At 47.7% G+C, this 14,942-nt stretch carries 15 protein-coding genes; 6 read left to right on the top strand and 9 right to left on the bottom strand.

The window, feature by feature from the left end; genetic code table 11:
• Window positions 1-13: 13 nt before the first annotated feature.
• The 3 genes from dapF to lptM form a co-directional block, all read right to left on the bottom strand.
• The gene (gene dapF, locus D908_RS06680; protein WP_005525395.1) at window positions 14-844 is read right to left on the bottom strand and encodes a diaminopimelate epimerase; all 831 of its coding nucleotides are present in this window, start codon (window positions 842-844) and stop codon (window positions 14-16) included.
• 11 nt (window positions 845-855) lie between these two features.
• Complete coding sequence (gene lysA, locus D908_RS06685) at window positions 856-2,109, bottom strand: diaminopimelate decarboxylase (protein ID WP_000384381.1); 1,254 nt, start codon at window positions 2,107-2,109, stop codon at window positions 856-858.
• A gap of 90 nt (window positions 2,110-2,199) precedes the next feature.
• Window positions 2,200-2,316, bottom strand: a complete 117-nt coding sequence (lptM, locus tag D908_RS23210; RefSeq protein WP_000726425.1) for an LPS translocon maturation chaperone LptM — start codon at window positions 2,314-2,316, stop codon at window positions 2,200-2,202.
• A gap of 75 nt (window positions 2,317-2,391) precedes the next feature.
• On the opposite strand from lptM, the gene cyaY reads away from it, so the two are divergent.
• Window positions 2,392-2,706, top strand: coding sequence for an iron donor protein CyaY (gene cyaY, locus D908_RS06690; protein ID WP_001005954.1), 315 nt, complete (start codon window positions 2,392-2,394; stop codon window positions 2,704-2,706).
• An 88-nt stretch (window positions 2,707-2,794) separates the two neighbouring features.
• On the opposite strand, the gene D908_RS06695 is transcribed toward cyaY, so the two are convergent.
• Window positions 2,795-5,326: a class I adenylate cyclase gene (locus tag D908_RS06695; RefSeq protein WP_001149674.1), complete on the bottom strand. Its 2,532-nt coding sequence runs from the start codon at window positions 5,324-5,326 to the stop codon at window positions 2,795-2,797.
• A 355-nt stretch (window positions 5,327-5,681) separates the two neighbouring features.
• Between D908_RS06695 and hemC the strand changes: the two genes are divergently transcribed.
• Genes hemC through D908_RS06720 form a run of 4 tightly spaced genes read left to right on the top strand, consistent with a single transcriptional unit; the run spans window position 5,682 to window position 9,832 of the window.
• Window positions 5,682-6,617, top strand: a complete 936-nt coding sequence (gene hemC, locus D908_RS06705) for a hydroxymethylbilane synthase (protein ID WP_005525394.1) — start codon at window positions 5,682-5,684, stop codon at window positions 6,615-6,617.
• 59 nt (window positions 6,618-6,676) lie between these two features.
• On the top strand, window positions 6,677-7,405 hold the full coding sequence (locus D908_RS06710; RefSeq protein ID WP_005525393.1) for a uroporphyrinogen-III synthase: 729 nt from the start codon (window positions 6,677-6,679) through the stop codon (window positions 7,403-7,405).
• Window positions 7,406-7,424: 19 nt separating this feature from the next.
• On the top strand, window positions 7,425-8,639 hold the full coding sequence (locus D908_RS06715; protein ID WP_005525392.1) for a uroporphyrinogen-III C-methyltransferase: 1,215 nt from the start codon (window positions 7,425-7,427) through the stop codon (window positions 8,637-8,639).
• Window positions 8,636-9,832 carry a heme biosynthesis protein HemY gene (locus D908_RS06720; RefSeq protein ID WP_000620212.1) on the top strand — a complete coding sequence of 399 codons (1,197 nt, stop codon included), beginning with the start codon at window positions 8,636-8,638 and terminating at the stop codon, window positions 9,830-9,832. The genes D908_RS06715 and D908_RS06720 overlap by 4 nt, the downstream gene beginning before the upstream one ends.
• 63 nt (window positions 9,833-9,895) lie before the next feature.
• Here D908_RS06720 and hemN read toward each other — a convergent pair whose 3' ends face one another.
• From hemN to D908_RS06745, 5 genes are all read right to left on the bottom strand, one after another.
• Complete coding sequence (gene hemN, locus D908_RS06725; protein WP_032467653.1) at window positions 9,896-11,284, bottom strand: oxygen-independent coproporphyrinogen III oxidase; 1,389 nt, start codon at window positions 11,282-11,284, stop codon at window positions 9,896-9,898.
• A gap of 138 nt (window positions 11,285-11,422) precedes the next feature.
• On the bottom strand, window positions 11,423-11,911 hold the full coding sequence (locus tag D908_RS06730) for a DUF2489 domain-containing protein (protein ID WP_001013984.1): 489 nt from the start codon (window positions 11,909-11,911) through the stop codon (window positions 11,423-11,425).
• Between the two features lie 9 nt (window positions 11,912-11,920).
• Window positions 11,921-12,469 (bottom strand): Der GTPase-activating protein YihI, encoded by a 549-nt coding sequence (yihI, locus tag D908_RS06735; RefSeq protein ID WP_000091434.1) that lies wholly within the window; start codon window positions 12,467-12,469, stop codon window positions 11,921-11,923.
• Complete coding sequence (locus D908_RS06740) at window positions 12,469-13,107, bottom strand: class I SAM-dependent methyltransferase (RefSeq protein WP_000555163.1); 639 nt, start codon at window positions 13,105-13,107, stop codon at window positions 12,469-12,471. The genes yihI and D908_RS06740 overlap by 1 nt, the downstream gene beginning before the upstream one ends.
• 205 nt (window positions 13,108-13,312) lie before the next feature.
• Window positions 13,313-13,930 carry a c-type cytochrome gene (locus D908_RS06745; protein ID WP_000731850.1) on the bottom strand — a complete coding sequence of 206 codons (618 nt, stop codon included), beginning with the start codon at window positions 13,928-13,930 and terminating at the stop codon, window positions 13,313-13,315.
• A 151-nt stretch (window positions 13,931-14,081) separates the two neighbouring features.
• On the opposite strand from D908_RS06745, the gene yihA reads away from it, so the two are divergent.
• Window positions 14,082-14,741, top strand: a complete 660-nt coding sequence (yihA, locus tag D908_RS06750; RefSeq protein ID WP_005525390.1) for a ribosome biogenesis GTP-binding protein YihA/YsxC — start codon at window positions 14,082-14,084, stop codon at window positions 14,739-14,741.
• Window positions 14,742-14,942: the final 201 nt, after the last annotated feature.

Raw genomic sequence — 14,942 nt, 5'->3', positions numbered from 1 at the left:
AATTGAACCTCAATTAGCAAGAGATTTGGCCATCGTAGACGTGCGTGGCTGGGCCAGTCATGTAAAGCGGTTTACCAGGGCCTTTCCAACTGATTTCCAGTTCGCCACCAGGTAAATGCACTCGGACTTGCTCATCCAGTAATCCTTGCAGAATTCCGACCGCAACCGCGCCACAAGCACCACTGCCACAGGCTTGGGTTTCGCCCGCACCACGTTCATAAACGCGCAGATTGATCTCTTCACGGCTCACCACCTGCATAAAGCCGGCATTCACACGCTCAGGGAAGCGTTCGTGAGATTCCAGAAGCGGTCCCAAGGTTTCTACCGCTGCGGTGCGAATGTCATCCACCACAGTCACCACATGAGGGTTGCCCATACTCACCGCACCGCAAAACAGCGTTTGCTCACCGGCGCGCAGAATATAGGTTTTCTCACTCTGCTTGGCACGAAATGGGATTTTGCTCGGTTCAAATTCCGGCACACCCATGTTCACTGTGATCAGATCTTCCTCTTCCACATTGAGCACCATCTTGCCTTTTTTGGTGCTGACATTGATGGTGTACTTGTTGGTTAACCCTTTCATGCGTACAAAACGGGCAAAACAGCGCGCACCATTGCCGCACTGCTCCACTTCGCTGCCATCCGCATTAAAAATTCGGTAATGGAAATCGGATTCAGGATCGTAAGGTGCTTCAACCACCAACAGTTGATCAAAGCCCACTCCAGTATGACGATCCGCCAGACGACGGATCAATTCCGGAGAGAAGAAGACGTTTTGGGTAACGCAGTCGACGACCATAAAGTCGTTACCCAAGCCGTGCATTTTAGAAAAATGGAAATGCATAAAAGATAACTTTACTCCGGTAAAACCGATTCCAACGCCCACAGGCTGCTTAAGGTTTCACGCTGGCGCACCAAATGGGCTTTATTGCCATCAACCATCACTTCAGCCACACGCGGACGGGAATTGTAATTAGAGGACATGGTAAAACCATATGCACCAGAAGAACGAACCGCGAGCAGATCCCCTTCTTCCAGCACTAAGTCGCGATCTTTACCTAAGAAATCACTGGTTTCACACACTGGGCCAACCAAATCATAGGTTTGCGCTTCGCCTTGGCGTGGGCGCAGCGGAATGATGTCTTGCCATGCTTGGTACAGCGCAGGACGAATCAAATCATTCATCGCCGCATCAATAATCGCGAAGTTTTTGTGTTCAGTGTGTTTGAGAAACTCAACCTTAGTCACCAACACACCAGCGTTAGCCGCAATCGCGCGTCCAGGTTCAAAAATCAGTTCCAAATCACGGTGACGCTCGAGGCGATCCAACAACGCTTTGGCATATTCAGAAGGCTGTGGTGGTAATTCATCACGGTAAACTACGCCTAGACCACCGCCAACGTCCAAGTGACGGATATGGATGCCTTCTGCTTTGAGTGAATCAATCAGCGCCAACAAACGGTCGGTCGCATCAATAAACGGGGCAAGTGCAGTTAATTGCGAGCCGATATGGCAGTCTATGCCATGCACATCAAGGTGCGGCAGGCTGTGCGCAAGGCGATATACCTCTGCCGCGCGGTCAAACGTGATGCCAAATTTGTTATCACGCAAACCCGTTGAGATGTAAGGGTGCGTTTTGGCATCCACATCTGGGTTGATACGCAGTGAAATCGGCGCTTTAACACCTAACTCAGCTGCCACCTTGTTCAGACGATGCAGTTCACGCTCTGACTCTACGTTAAAGCATTTGATCTTCAATTGCAGCGCACGTTTCATCTCGGCTTCGGTTTTACCGACGCCAGAAAACACCACTTTGCTTGGATCGCCGCCGGCAGCTAGGACACGTTCCAATTCACCGACCGAAACGATATCAAAGCCAGAGCCCAAGCGAGCTAAAGTATTCAATACCCCAAGGTTAGAGTTGGCTTTAACTGCATAACAAATCAGATGTGGGTAATCCCCTACCGACTTATCAAACGCATGCCAATGGCGCTCAAGAGTCGCTCTTGAGTAAACATAGAGTGGTGTGCCGTACTGGTTTGCCAGATCGGCGAGTGGAACTTGCTCGGCCCATAACTGGCCATCATCCTGATAATTGAAGTAATCCAAAATGCTTTCCCTTTTATTCTTTTTCCCGCCCACGTAAAGCCGCCGTTGTATGAACAACAACTTCACATAGCTTGCGGAGAGTGGCGTGATTTACTGACTTTGTTCGCTTTGTTTTGCATCATCAGGCATATAAAGTGGCCCAGTTTGCCCACACCCCGCTAACGCGAGCATGGACAACAAAAACAGTGCTGTGAATTTCTTTTTCATTTTGCATATCGTGCTTATTGAATCAATGCCCCCTATAATCGCACCACGATTAGGAAAAGCAATAGGATAGATAGGATGAACGAAACTGAATTTCATCAACTCGTCGACAGCCAACTAGAGCGTATAGAAGCGGCGATTGATGAGGCCGGTGCCGATATCGACTACGAGACCTCAGGCAATGTCATGACATTGGAGTTTGATGACCGTAGCCAAATCATCATTAACCGCCAAGAACCGATGCGTGAAATCTGGTTAGCATCGAAATCCGGCGGCTACCATTTCAAGTGGATTGATGGCGAGTGGATCTGCTCCAAAACCGGGCTTGAACTGCTCACCTTGCTGAAACAAGAGTGTGATAAACATGCCGATGAGCCGATTGATTGGGCTTAAGTTGGCGCACTTGTCATGCAATAAAAAAGAGCACATGAGTGCTCTTTTTTTATTGGGAATTATTCAGAAAACCTGAAGCTTCGCTGATTTAGGCATTCACCACTTGCGAAGGCTTGGAATACACGGCGCTGTCGTTACGATACGGCACCACATAAGTCTCACCCTCTTCTGGGTGAATAATTTGGTAATACTGCGGCAGGTTAAAGTTGATGCTTTTCGCGGCAAGCTTACTGCTGTCATCCAGTATCGAAGTGTAGAAGCTGTTGACGCTGGCAATCATCTCATCTTTTTCGCCATTGAACTGGTGATACACTTCAACGCGGTTGGCTTCATCCAGCACATAGATGTTGAAACCTTTTTCGGTATCTTCAAAGAAGAACTGCACCAAACCCTCGCTGGCAAAACTGTCCACCACTGCAGGCAAAGGATAATCCTGATCGCGATCGAGCATCAGCAAAGGGGAACCTTTCAGCTTATTGGTCGAGATGCTGCGATAAAAATCGACGGAGTTTTCCAGTTTTTGTACAGAAACACCACGGCGCTCAAAGAACAGACCATACATTTGATCGCCCATGCGCAGCGCTTTAAAACGACGACGCTTCTCTTGCTCCATCGGCTTCAGACGTAAATCAATGCACTCGGCCAGCAGTTGATAGACCAAGTTGCGCATCACACCACGCAAGTTTTTACTGTAGCAGAACACGTCGACCGATTCCGGCGGCAACGCATCCTGATGCATTTTTCCAAGCACGGTTTTCAAAGCATCCAGCATGGCTGTCTGGCCTTCAAAATGCAGGGTTCGAACTTCTTGCCACGAGTTTCGATACACCAAATCGACACTGCCGACTAAACATTTTTGTTCTGTGCCGAAGCTGAAAATATCAATGTTTTTCAGATCAACCTTCAGCGCTTTACCACTGAGTTCGCTGGTTGGGTCATGCTCAAAATTGATGAACATGGCGAGCTGGCTAATTTCACAAGGATTGGCCAGTGCTTGCATAGTTGGGCGACGCTTACGCAATGAGAAGGTGTTACGCAGATCGCTCACCATCTGATAGAACTTGTCGATATCTAACTGCGCTTGGCGCACGACCGCATGTAACCGCGTAGATTCGGTGATCAGGCCATTGAAAAACGCCCATGCCACCAACTTACTCAAGTATTCGTTGTGCTCAAGATAAGGCTGACCAATCAGGCGCTGCGCCTGCAATGGTTGCTTATACAGATACCAACCCGCTTTATTAGTACGCTCAGGGCAGACTTCAATAAAGCTTAAATCGGACTCATGCAAATCAGGAGAAATTTGCGGGTTCAGCAAAGTGACTTTACCCGGCAACACTTCAAACGCGGCATAAAGTTTACGCGCCAGAATCGAGATATCTTGTGGGCTGATGGCCGAAGTGATGTCATTGCGGCGCGCAAACTGAATCAGGTTACGGTAACTGAGCATGAGTGCATCGAGCAGTGCATGGTGCACCACTTTCACCTGTTCCACTTTCCAGTGGCGACGGTTATCCAGCTCAGCAATCAAGTCTGCGCCCCATTGCCACTCACTGGTGAGTTCACGCAAAGCTTCGCGACGCCAAGGCATCGAACCAATCCCCGGATCACGAGACAGTTTTTCATGGGTTTTGAGATAGAAACAGCGACGCACCAGCTCTAAGCGAGTCGTGTCACCAATGCGTTCTAAATAACGGGTGACTTTTTCGAGCATAAGATAGTAGGAATCCATCCCATACAAGTCTGGCTCATCGGCAAAGAAACGGCGTTTACTATCAATACTCAATAGTTGAGTGTGTGGGTACTCCCACGAATAGGCTTCGAGCAGGATCGCTTTTAGTACCGACTTATATGGAGAGTCGATGCTCTTATAAAGCTGCCACAAATTCGCGCCGAAGTATTCTTCAGCAGGAATGCGGTTCAACTTACCAAAATCGATCCATTCATTGCAGTTCAAAAAACCATTTGAACAGAGCTCGTGAACATATTCGTCGTAGCACTCTTCCATTTCAGGTGGCACGATCTGCCACAGCAGACGCTTACCAGCCAAACGCACCGCAGAGCGATAAAACTCATCCAACAGCAACAAATGCTGCGATGAACCACAGTTCTCACCGCTTAACGCTTCCGAATGATTATGGCGGAAACGTTCTTCATTCATGATGAAGAAGTTAGCTTCCACGCCCTGACTTTTTGCCCAATCGGTGATCAGCAGACATTTGCTAGAAAGTGCGTCTCGCGCTTCACAACTCATTTGAGCAGAAACACACACCCAAATATCCAGATCACTGGACGTACTTTGACCGATCGATGATGTACTACCCATCGTATATAAACCAAGAATCGCTGGATTCTCAGATTGAGTTAACGATTCACCGATCGTTAATTGGGCATCATCGATAAACTGCTGCTGAATGTCATTGGCTTCAAAAAGATGGATACCGAAAGGCGTATCAACAGAAAAATAACCGGGGATCAGGGGATGATTAAATTGGAACAGGGCAGGAATTAAATGGAAAACACGTTGGCTTTGCAAATCCATAAGAGCCAGCGCACGCTCGACGCGTTGCCGGTTTAGCTTATCAAGTCTATGGATTAAGGTCTGAGTATAAGCCTGCAAGGTTGCTTCCCTGAATGACAGATAAAAGCCGCTTTTTGGTTATGTTTTACGCGACCATGCCAACAAAACGTGATCAATTTAACACTTCTTTACAGTTTGGTAAAGCGCTCTTGGAAGCACATCACATCAAACTAGACACTTATCAACACTGAACAGCATAAATGATTACAGTGTTGTTGCAAATTGCCGTTTTGTAAGTATAGACCAACGAATAAACGCGATGCGAATCACACTATCCAACCCTAAGGCAACATTCTCCCATGCAAAAATCATCCATCGCAGAACTTGTAGTAAGCATTTTGAATCTCAAGTGATAGGATTAGGCGACTTTATACAGATGGATAGGAACATCATAATGACCGAGACGCCGATTCGCATTGCAACCCGCCAGAGCCCACTGGCTTTATGGCAAGCCAACTATGTTAAGGATGCCTTAATGGCAGCCCATCCGGGACTTAAGGTGGAGTTGGTCACTATGGTGACCCGTGGTGATGTGATTTTGGATACCCCACTCGCCAAAGTGGGTGGCAAAGGCCTATTCGTCAAGGAGCTGGAAGTCGCCATGCTCGAAGGTCGTGCTGATTTAGCCGTACATTCCATGAAAGATGTTCCGGTCGATTTTCCACAAGGTCTTGGTTTAGTCACCATCTGCGAGCGAGAAGATCCTCGCGATGCGTTTGTTTCTAATACCTACGCCAAGATTGATGATCTGCCATCGGGTGCCGTGGTCGGTACTTGCAGCCTGCGTCGCCAATGCCAATTAAAAGCAGCGCGTCCTGATCTAGTCATCAAAGAGTTGCGCGGCAACGTGGGTACCAGATTAAGCAAACTAGATGCTGGCGAATACGATGCGATTATTTTGGCGGCAGCTGGCCTAAAACGACTCGAACTAGAAAGCCGCATTCGCAGCTTTATCGAACCAGAGCAATCTCTGCCAGCCGTTGGCCAAGGTGCAGTGGGCATTGAGTGTCGTTTGGATGACCAACGTGTGCGTGAACTGCTTGCGCCACTCAACCATACCGATACCGCGGATCGCGTGCGCTGTGAGCGCGCGATGAACCTGACTCTGCAAGGTGGCTGCCAGGTGCCGATTGGTAGCTATGCTCTACTTGATGGTGACGAGATTTGGCTACGCGCTCTGGTGGGTGAACCAGATGGCTCACAAATCGTTCGTGGTGAAATCCGCGGCCCACGTACTGAAGCAGAACAGCTAGGTATTACACTGGCTGAGCAGCTACTTGGACAAGGAGCCAAAGAAATTCTGGAACGTCTCTATTGTGAACACGAATAAAGGCGAGCATAAATAAGCCGCAAGATGGTTCATCACATCTGTAACCGATTGAGGGTGCTATGACAGTACTGGTCACTCGTCCCGATGTACAAGGCATTGAACTGTGCCAACTTCTTCATCAGCAGGGCATCACTGCCCTGCATCATCCTCTGATCACTATCTCTGCCAGTCCTCAACTCCCTGAGCTGGCAGAAGATTTAGCTTCATTCGACATCATCATCGCCGTCAGCCAGCATGCTGTGACTTTCAGTGACCAATTTCTGCAACATCGGCGAATTTGTTGGCCAAATAGCGCTATTTACCTTGCCGTTGGTCAAAAAACCGCGCATGTTTTCAGCAAAGCCTGCCAACAATCAGTAGACTATCCAGAAATTAGCGATAGTGAACACCTGCTGGCACTAGAGGCATTACGCCATGTCGCAGGTAAGAAGATATTGATATTACGGGGCAATGGTGGCCGTGAGCTGATTTATTCCACCTTAGTGGAAAGAGGCGCAACGGTACGCTATCAAGAAGCGTATTGCCGAAGTGAGCTGCCTTTTTCTGCCACTGAGTGTATTCCTAAATGGCAACACGCCGGGGTCAGCTCACTGGTGATCACCAGCAGCGAACAGTTGGCTTTTTTCGTTAGCCAGTTAAATGGCTGCAATTTGGAATGGGTACAGCACCTCACTCTGCTGGTTCCTAGCCAACGCATCGCCGAACTCGCCCATAACCTAGGATTTCATCGGATTGTGACTACGCCAAGTGCAGCCAATCGCGATTTAGTGGTGGCATTAATGCCCTAACCAACAGGAACTCTGAGCAATGACCAACAACAATAAACCGCAACAAGAACCTGAAACCGCAGCCAAAACCAGCGTGCCCTCGCCCACCGTTACTTCACCTACCGAGCACGAATCAAAAGTCGATGCCACCGTTCAACCAGAACCCGCGGCAGCTAAAGTTTCTAACGAGCCTCAACCGCAAACTCCGACTCAGACTCAGACTCAAAATAATCAGGGCAAAAAACTGGCCAGTGTCGCCTTGCTACTGGTTTTAGCACTCGGTGCTGGTTTTGCTTATGTTCATCAGCAACAGAAAGCCCAATTTAATGCGCAACTACAAGCGGTACGTGCCGAACTGAATCAAACCCGCGAAGTGCTCAACGAACAGCTTAAGCAAACCGTGGCCAGTGCCACCTCGCAAGCCACAGAAATTACTCATCGCGCAGAAACCGTACTGGAACAACAGCAAAAAAGTATTGAGAGTTTGCAGCTTGCGGTGGCAGATATTAAAGGTCGCCGTCCAAATGATTGGCTCCTCGCGGAAGCTGATTATTTGGTGAAGCTCGCAGGACGTAAACTGTTCCTCGAACATGATGTAGAAACCGCAACCCAATTGATGGAAAGTGCCGATCAGCGCATTGCTGCGCTCAACGACCCCAGTCTAACGCCACTGCGTAAAGCCATGGCGAATGACATTACGGCGCTTAAAAATATCCCACTGGTTGATCGTGATGGTTTAGTACTGCGTCTGATCAGCTTACAGCAACAAGTCGACAGCTTACCGCTGGCCAATGCAATCTTGCCAGAAGATCAATCACAGGAAACCCAAGCGGTATCCGAGAATATTAATGATTGGCAAACCAACCTGAAAAACTCACTCAACGCCTTTGTCGATAACTTCATCACCTTCCGTTCTCGTGACGGGAATGTGATTCCTCTGCTCTCCCCAACTCAGCATTTTTATTTGAAAGAGAACCTGCAAGCCAAATTAGAAACGGCGATCAAAGGGGTGTATACAGAACAACAGACCCTTTATCTCACTTCACTGACTACCGCTGAACAGTGGTCTACCTCTTTCTTCAATGCTGGAGACAAAGCCGTACAAACCTTTAATGCAGAGCTAGCTCAACTCGCCAAACAGCAAGTCCAGGTCAAATATCCGGTGAAACTGCAAACACAGCAGCAGTTAGCCGATGTAATCACCGAACGTTTGCGCCGTAGTGTCACCCCTATCACCACGGAGGCGAAGCAATGATTCGACTGATTTTCTTATTTGTCGTCCTCGGCCTTGGCCTGTTTGTAGGTACTCAATATGCAGGCCAACAAGGTTATGTGCTGATCTCAATTGCCAATCGCACTATCGAAATGAGCGTGACTACGCTGGTGATCTTTATCATCGCCGCTTTAGCCGCGCTGTTCGCACTTGAGTTTGTGATCAAAAAAATCCTCTATACCAGCTTTCATACTTGGAACTGGTTCAGTGTGCGTAAGCTACGCCGCTCACGCCGCTATACCAATGAAGGAATCATCAAACTGCTTGAAGGTGATTGGAAACAAGCCGAGAAAAAAGTTACTCGATGGGCAAACCATCACGATATGCCGCTGCTCTGTTATCTCGTTGCATCGGAAGCAGCGAATGGAATGGGTGATCGAGCTAAGCGCGATCACTACTTAGCGCTGGCGGCAAAGCAGGACAACGCCACTTTAGCGGTTGAACTGACTCGCGCGAAACAGCAACTGAGCGATGGCGATAATGAAGCCGCATTGAACACTTTAACTCAACTGCAAAACAGCCATCCACACAATACTGTGGTATTAAACCTGCTTAAACAGTGCTACCAAGCCCTAGGCCAATGGCAGCCGCTCTTAGAACTGCTTCCCAAACTGGTGAAGGCCAAACGTTTGACTAATGAAGAAGCGCAGCAGCTTGAGCTCACCGCCCAGCGTGGCATTTTACAAAGCATTGCTAGCCAAAAAGGCAGTGAAGGATTGGTTCAGCACTGGGCACAAATGTCGCGTAAGTTAAAAGCAGAGCCAGAACTGTTGATGTGTTTTATTACTCAACTCATTCAACGCAAAGCCGATTATGAAGCGTTTTCGGTCATCAAAGAGAGTTTGAAGAAACAGCCGACCGCTGAGCTTTATGCCCTGTTGCCAGAGCTCAATATCACTGATCGCCATCCACTGATCGCTTTGCTGGAAGATGCACTGCGCCGTGATAGTAATAATGCAGAAGCACACAGCGCACTAGGCCAACTTTATCTGCGCGAAAAACATTGGGCCGATGCACAGAAACATCTCGAAAAAGCACTGTCGCTACGTTCAAGTGTCTCAGACTACGCCTATCTGGCGGATGCATTAGAAAAGCAGAATTTCACGCGTGCGGCGCATGATGTCTCTCGTAAAGCGCTCTCTTTGCTGGAATCGCCTTCCGTTCAATCATCCTGAAACGACATAGCATAAGAAACAACAAGGCCACCGCATGCGGTGGCCTTGTGTTTGAATGCAGTCTTAAATGACTCGTGAGAACTGCTGCTGACGTGCCCGCTCACGCAGGTATTTATCAAAACACATACAGATGTTGCGAATTAACAAACGACCACGCAGAGTCACTTCAATCATTTTTTCATCCACCGTCACCAACTCGTCGTCAATGAAGGTTTGTAGCAGAGCTAAATCCTGACGGAAGTAGTGATTGAAACGCAGATTGAACTCACGCTCAATCTCGGTTTTATCAAGCTTAAAGTTACAAATCAGCTGCTTAATCACTTCACGGCGCAGCAAATCATCTTTATCGAGCGCTACACCTTTCCACAGTGCATGACGCATCTCATTGACTTGCGCATAGTATTTTTTCAGCTCTTTCTGGTTTTGCGCGTACGCATCGCCCACCATAGAAATCGCGGAAACCCCAAAGCCGACTAAGTCACACTCACCTTGGGTGGTGTAGCCTTGGAAGTTACGATGCAAAATACCGTTACGTTGAGCAACAGCCAACTCATCATCCGGCAAGGCAAAGTGATCCATACCGATGAACTGATAACCCGCGCCAGTTAGAGTGGCTATCGTCTGCTGTAAAATCGCCAGTTTTTCTTCTGCGGCAGGTAAATCCGCATCTTTAATTTTGCGCTGTGCCGCGAACAGTTGTGGCATATGCGCGTAGTTAAACACCGACAAACGTCCCGGCTGCATGGTCAGCACTTGTTGCAAAGTCTGGGCAAAGGTTTCTGCGGTTTGTTTAGGTAAGCCGTAAATCAGATCGAGGTTGGTCGAACGGAAACCAAGCTGTTTTGCACGCTCAACCAAAGCAAAAATAAACTGCTCATCCTGTTCACGATTAACCAGCTTCTGTACTTCTTTATTGAAATCCTGCACACCAATGCTAACTCGGTTAAAGCCTTCTTGGCGCAGGTGATCAAGCACGTCTAATTGAATTTCACGCGGATCGATTTCAATACTGATTTCAGCATCATCAGCAAAATCGAATTCACTGCGTAGCAACGTCATCAAACGGCTGATCTGCGCATTGGTCAGAAAAGTTGGAGTGCCACCGCCAAAGTGCAGCTGAGTAACATTTCTTCCCGTCAGCAATGATGCGCGTTGGCAAATTTCATGCTCTAGCACATCAAGATATTCGTCTGCTTTGTGCGAGTGACGAGTAATGACCTTGTTACAGCCACAGTAGTAGCAAAGCTTATGGCAAAACGGGATATGGATATAAAGCGACAGAGGCCGCTCTGGGTACTGAGTACAAGCCATATCAAAGTCAGCGATAGTAAAGGCTTCATGAAACTCAACCGCAGTCGGGTATGAAGTGTAACGCGGACCGGAGTAGTTGTACTTATCCAGAATGGCCTGATCCCATACGATCTGTTGGCTGGGTACGACATACGACGACATAGTGAAACTTTCCGTTTTGCTCAATTCTTCACGGGCTATTCTGCCACACGACATCGAAAGACGTCGGGCAACAGAATAGGATTTGGCAACAAAATATTCGATTCTGCTAGCGTGATCACTCCCCCTTTCGGGTTAGTTTCACACCATCTGAATCGCAATTTGATTATTCAGAGGCTGGATGCGCTGCTTGAGTGCAGTGAGCTCTTCAATGATCGCATCTTGCAGACGACTTTCTGCTTTGGTGCGTTCCAGATTCTGCTTCATTCGCTCTTGCTTCGGTAGCTGCTGACGCGCGTCGCCGCGCGCCATGTCTTTCACCAGATGATAAAGCTCACTGATCGCGGGATACTCTTGTTCAAAATTGACGCGCTGTTCACCTTGCACATAATCCATAATGCAATAAACACGGATACTGATTTCCGACAGATCGCACTGCCCTTGAATACCCGCCATGCAAAGGATATTAACGCTATCAAAGATGTTCGCATTACGCTTTTCAATCGCTAATTGTTGATGTTGCAACTGCAGCGTTTGCTGTTTTTTCACTTGCCACAGCAAATAAGCAGCGTAACTGGCGAGCGCCACGATAATGGCACCACCCACGCTGGCGAGTAGCATCCCGTTCATCACTGCTCCTTAATCTTGATACTTATCGACATCCAGCTGTTCAAACTCAGAGAGCAAATCGTCTTCTGTTTTGCGCTTTTTGCTCGGTTTAGCTTGTGGTGCAGGCTCTTCCACTGGCTCATCATCCAATAGACCCAGTTGCTCCATCAGCATTTCGATGCGATCTAATTTCTCATCAACGTATTTCTGCAAGCCAATACCTAGCTTCTCACCGTTGTCGAGTCTATCGAGCAATACGTTCAGTTGTGCATCTTTTTCCAGCATCGCCAGTTCTTGCTCAGCCGCCAGTTTACGCTCTTGTTTATTGAGCTTCTTCGGCGCTTCAACAATCAATGGAATTGGCTTTTTGCTGCCCAAACGCGGATCACGCTTCTGCGACGCTTGACGCACTTGGCTTTCGCTACCTTCAGAGTGGCGGCTGCCTGACTTTAAACCTTTACGTTTTTTCAGTTTTTTACGCAGACGGCTTTCCACTTCGGATTCGCTGCGTGTACGTACCACGACCAGTTGGTCGTTACTGTTGGTACCCGGTTTTCTCGATTTCTTTGAGCGACTCATTACTGGGGTTTCCTCAGTAAAATTACATCATTACCAATAAATTCAAGTTCGAGCTTATCCCGCTCAGCCAGATACTGAAACGTGGCACGACTGAAAAAGATCACATGGGTGAGATCATTTTTGTAGTGCCAACCAGCAAATGCGTCCAAGTCTTTGACCATTTTTGTCATCAGACCAATCCAGCCGCCTGGCTTAACTAAATTTAACCATTGCTGCCACACTCGGTGAGGATCGTGTAGATGCTCAATCACCTCGGTCGCAGTCATAAAATCGTATTGGCGGTTCAACACCTCAGTATCCGGATGATAGAAGATGTCGTACAACGCCACGGTGTGTCCAGCTTCTTCTAACATCAGAGATAAGGTGGGGCCTGGCCCACAGCCAAAATCTAACCCTTGAGATTGGGGAGGTATTCTTTCAAGCATAGGTGAACAGACTCGCGATAAAAAGCGTCGATAGCCTTCATCGCTGGGAATGTTCTGATGCAAGTCATAGAAGCCTTTTTCTCGCTCCGCACTTAAGCGTTGCTCAGGATCGACATACACCAGCGCACACTGCTGACATTGAAAATAGCGGCGATACTTATCAGTAAAATAAGCTTGGCTGTTTTCACTGTGACATAACGGGCATGAATGCATGCTGACCTCCTCCAACGGGATGCGCAACATACCAGAAACTACCCTGAGAGTGGAGTGTAAAAGGCGATTTTCTCATCAACCTAAACAAAAAACGCTAAATAGAGAGTGATGAACCTCAAGGATTGACGGTTCTAAGGCCTAAAAAAGCAACAGCCCTAGTAAGGTCACTAGGGCTGTTTGATGTTCTTTTGCTCGTATTGCCTGATTAGTGCAGGCCACCTACGTATTTTGACAAGATATCGATATCCGAATCCGTCAGTTTATGCGCCACATCGCGCATCATTTCATTCATGTCGTTAGCACGAGTTCCTGAACGGAATTTCTCTAGCTGAGCTTTAATATAGTCTGCATGCTGCCCGGAAATTTTCGGGAAGCCAGACAGCTCAGTACCGTTACCACGAGGACCGTGACACGCGATACAAGCCGTTAAACCACGAGAGGCATCACCTGCTGTGTAAAGCACTTTACCTTGTGCAACCACATCTTCAGGTGTGGTATTGCCAGAAATAGGTAAAGAAGAGTAATACGCAGCCAAATCTGCGATGTCTTCATCGCTCAGAGGCATTGCCATTGCACTCATCACAGGATCATAACGACCTTGTTTTCCACCACTGGAAGCACCCAATTTCAGTTCCTTGAGTTGTTTCTCAAGGTACTTCTCATGTTGCCCTGCCAGTTTAGGGTAAATAGTTAATTGGCTGTTACCGTCTGCACCGTGGCAGGCAGCACAGGTTAGAGATTTGGCTTTACCAGCTTCGATACTACCTTGGGCCCATACAGAGCAGCTGGCTAAAACACTCAAGATTAGCGCTAATTTCTTCATGACATTCCATTTATAATTATCAAGCTTCCAGTACCACTCTGGGGTACCACTCATGGTACAATAGGCGACCTTATGCCGAGCACGGTTATTTTACACAATTTCACAAAAAAGTAATCAATCGACTACACAAAGTCGAGATGGAGTTAACACAGTGAGCGTAAAAATTCATTACCAGAACACGCATTTCATTACCAGTGCACCTGATATTCGCCATCTTCCTGAAGATGAAGGTATCGAAATTGCGTTCGCAGGACGCTCTAACGCTGGTAAGTCAAGTTCCCTTAATCGCCTGACCAACCAGAAAAACCTGGCAAAAACCAGTAAGACTCCGGGTCGTACTCAGTTGATTAACCTTTTTAAAGTAGCAGAGGGTTGCCACATCGTCGATTTGCCGGGATATGGCTTTGCTCAAGTACCACTAGAGATGAAACTAAAGTGGCAAAGAGCGCTCGGTGAATACCTACAAAAACGTCAGTGCTTAAAAGGTTTAGTGGTACTGATGGATATTCGCCACCCGATGAAAGATCTCGATCAGCAGCTGATTATTTGGGCTGTCGAGTGCGGCATCCCAGTACAAGTGATGCTCACCAAAGCTGATAAACTGAAAAGTGGAGCTCGCAAAGCACAAGTTTTGAAAGTGCGTGAAGACGCTAAACAATTTGGCGGCGATGTCGCGGTAGATGCGTTTTCTTCACTGAGCGGCATTGGTGTCGATACACTACGCGCGAAATTGGATCAATGGTATGCCCCTATGCTTGCAGCTCTCGCAGAGCAAGAGAATGAGCAACCAGAAGAGTCTACTGACGAATAATCTCCGTTCGAACCCATGACAAAACCTCGCTTTAGCGCTGTCTCTTATACACAAATCCCCCGTCAAGTACGGGGGATTTTTTTGAACTCTGTTTGATGTTGTCGATCTGATCTTCATTACAACATCAGGCAAGCACTATGAACTTTATATCAAACTCTGCACAATGGCTAAACATGTCTTTCAACATGCCAACTTAGGTGA

Origin of the sequence: Vibrio mimicus CAIM 602, from assembly GCF_000338875.1 — a bacterium.
Taxonomy (GTDB): Bacteria; Pseudomonadota; Gammaproteobacteria; order Enterobacterales; family Vibrionaceae; genus Vibrio; species Vibrio mimicus.
Note: the sequence above shows the minus strand (reverse complement) of the source record. Positions and strands in the feature narration are given on the sequence as shown.

What these genes read in the sequence shown, in the direction of transcription:
- D908_RS06710 (WP_005525393.1), top strand. Translation starts at nt 6,677, where the DNA reads ATGACAGTACTGGTCACTCGTCCCGATGTACAAGGCATTGAACTGTGC.
- hemN (WP_032467653.1), bottom strand. Translation starts at nt 11,284, where the DNA reads ATGTCGTCGTATGTCGTACCCAGCCAACAGATCGTATGGGATCAGGCC.
- D908_RS06745 (WP_000731850.1), bottom strand. Translation starts at nt 13,930, where the DNA reads ATGAAGAAATTAGCGCTAATCTTGAGTGTTTTAGCCAGCTGCTCTGTA.
- dapF (WP_005525395.1), bottom strand. Translation starts at nt 844, where the DNA reads ATGCATTTCCATTTTTCTAAAATGCACGGCTTGGGTAACGACTTTATG.
- D908_RS06730 (WP_001013984.1), bottom strand. Translation starts at nt 11,911, where the DNA reads ATGAACGGGATGCTACTCGCCAGCGTGGGTGGTGCCATTATCGTGGCG.
- D908_RS06715 (WP_005525392.1), top strand. Translation starts at nt 7,425, where the DNA reads ATGACCAACAACAATAAACCGCAACAAGAACCTGAAACCGCAGCCAAA.
- cyaY (WP_001005954.1), top strand. Translation starts at nt 2,392, where the DNA reads ATGAACGAAACTGAATTTCATCAACTCGTCGACAGCCAACTAGAGCGT.
- hemC (WP_005525394.1), top strand. Translation starts at nt 5,682, where the DNA reads ATGACCGAGACGCCGATTCGCATTGCAACCCGCCAGAGCCCACTGGCT.
- lptM (WP_000726425.1), bottom strand. Translation starts at nt 2,316, where the DNA reads ATGAAAAAGAAATTCACAGCACTGTTTTTGTTGTCCATGCTCGCGTTA.
- yihI (WP_000091434.1), bottom strand. Translation starts at nt 12,469, where the DNA reads ATGAGTCGCTCAAAGAAATCGAGAAAACCGGGTACCAACAGTAACGAC.
- D908_RS06740 (WP_000555163.1), bottom strand. Translation starts at nt 13,107, where the DNA reads ATGCATTCATGCCCGTTATGTCACAGTGAAAACAGCCAAGCTTATTTT.
- D908_RS06720 (WP_000620212.1), top strand. Translation starts at nt 8,636, where the DNA reads ATGATTCGACTGATTTTCTTATTTGTCGTCCTCGGCCTTGGCCTGTTT.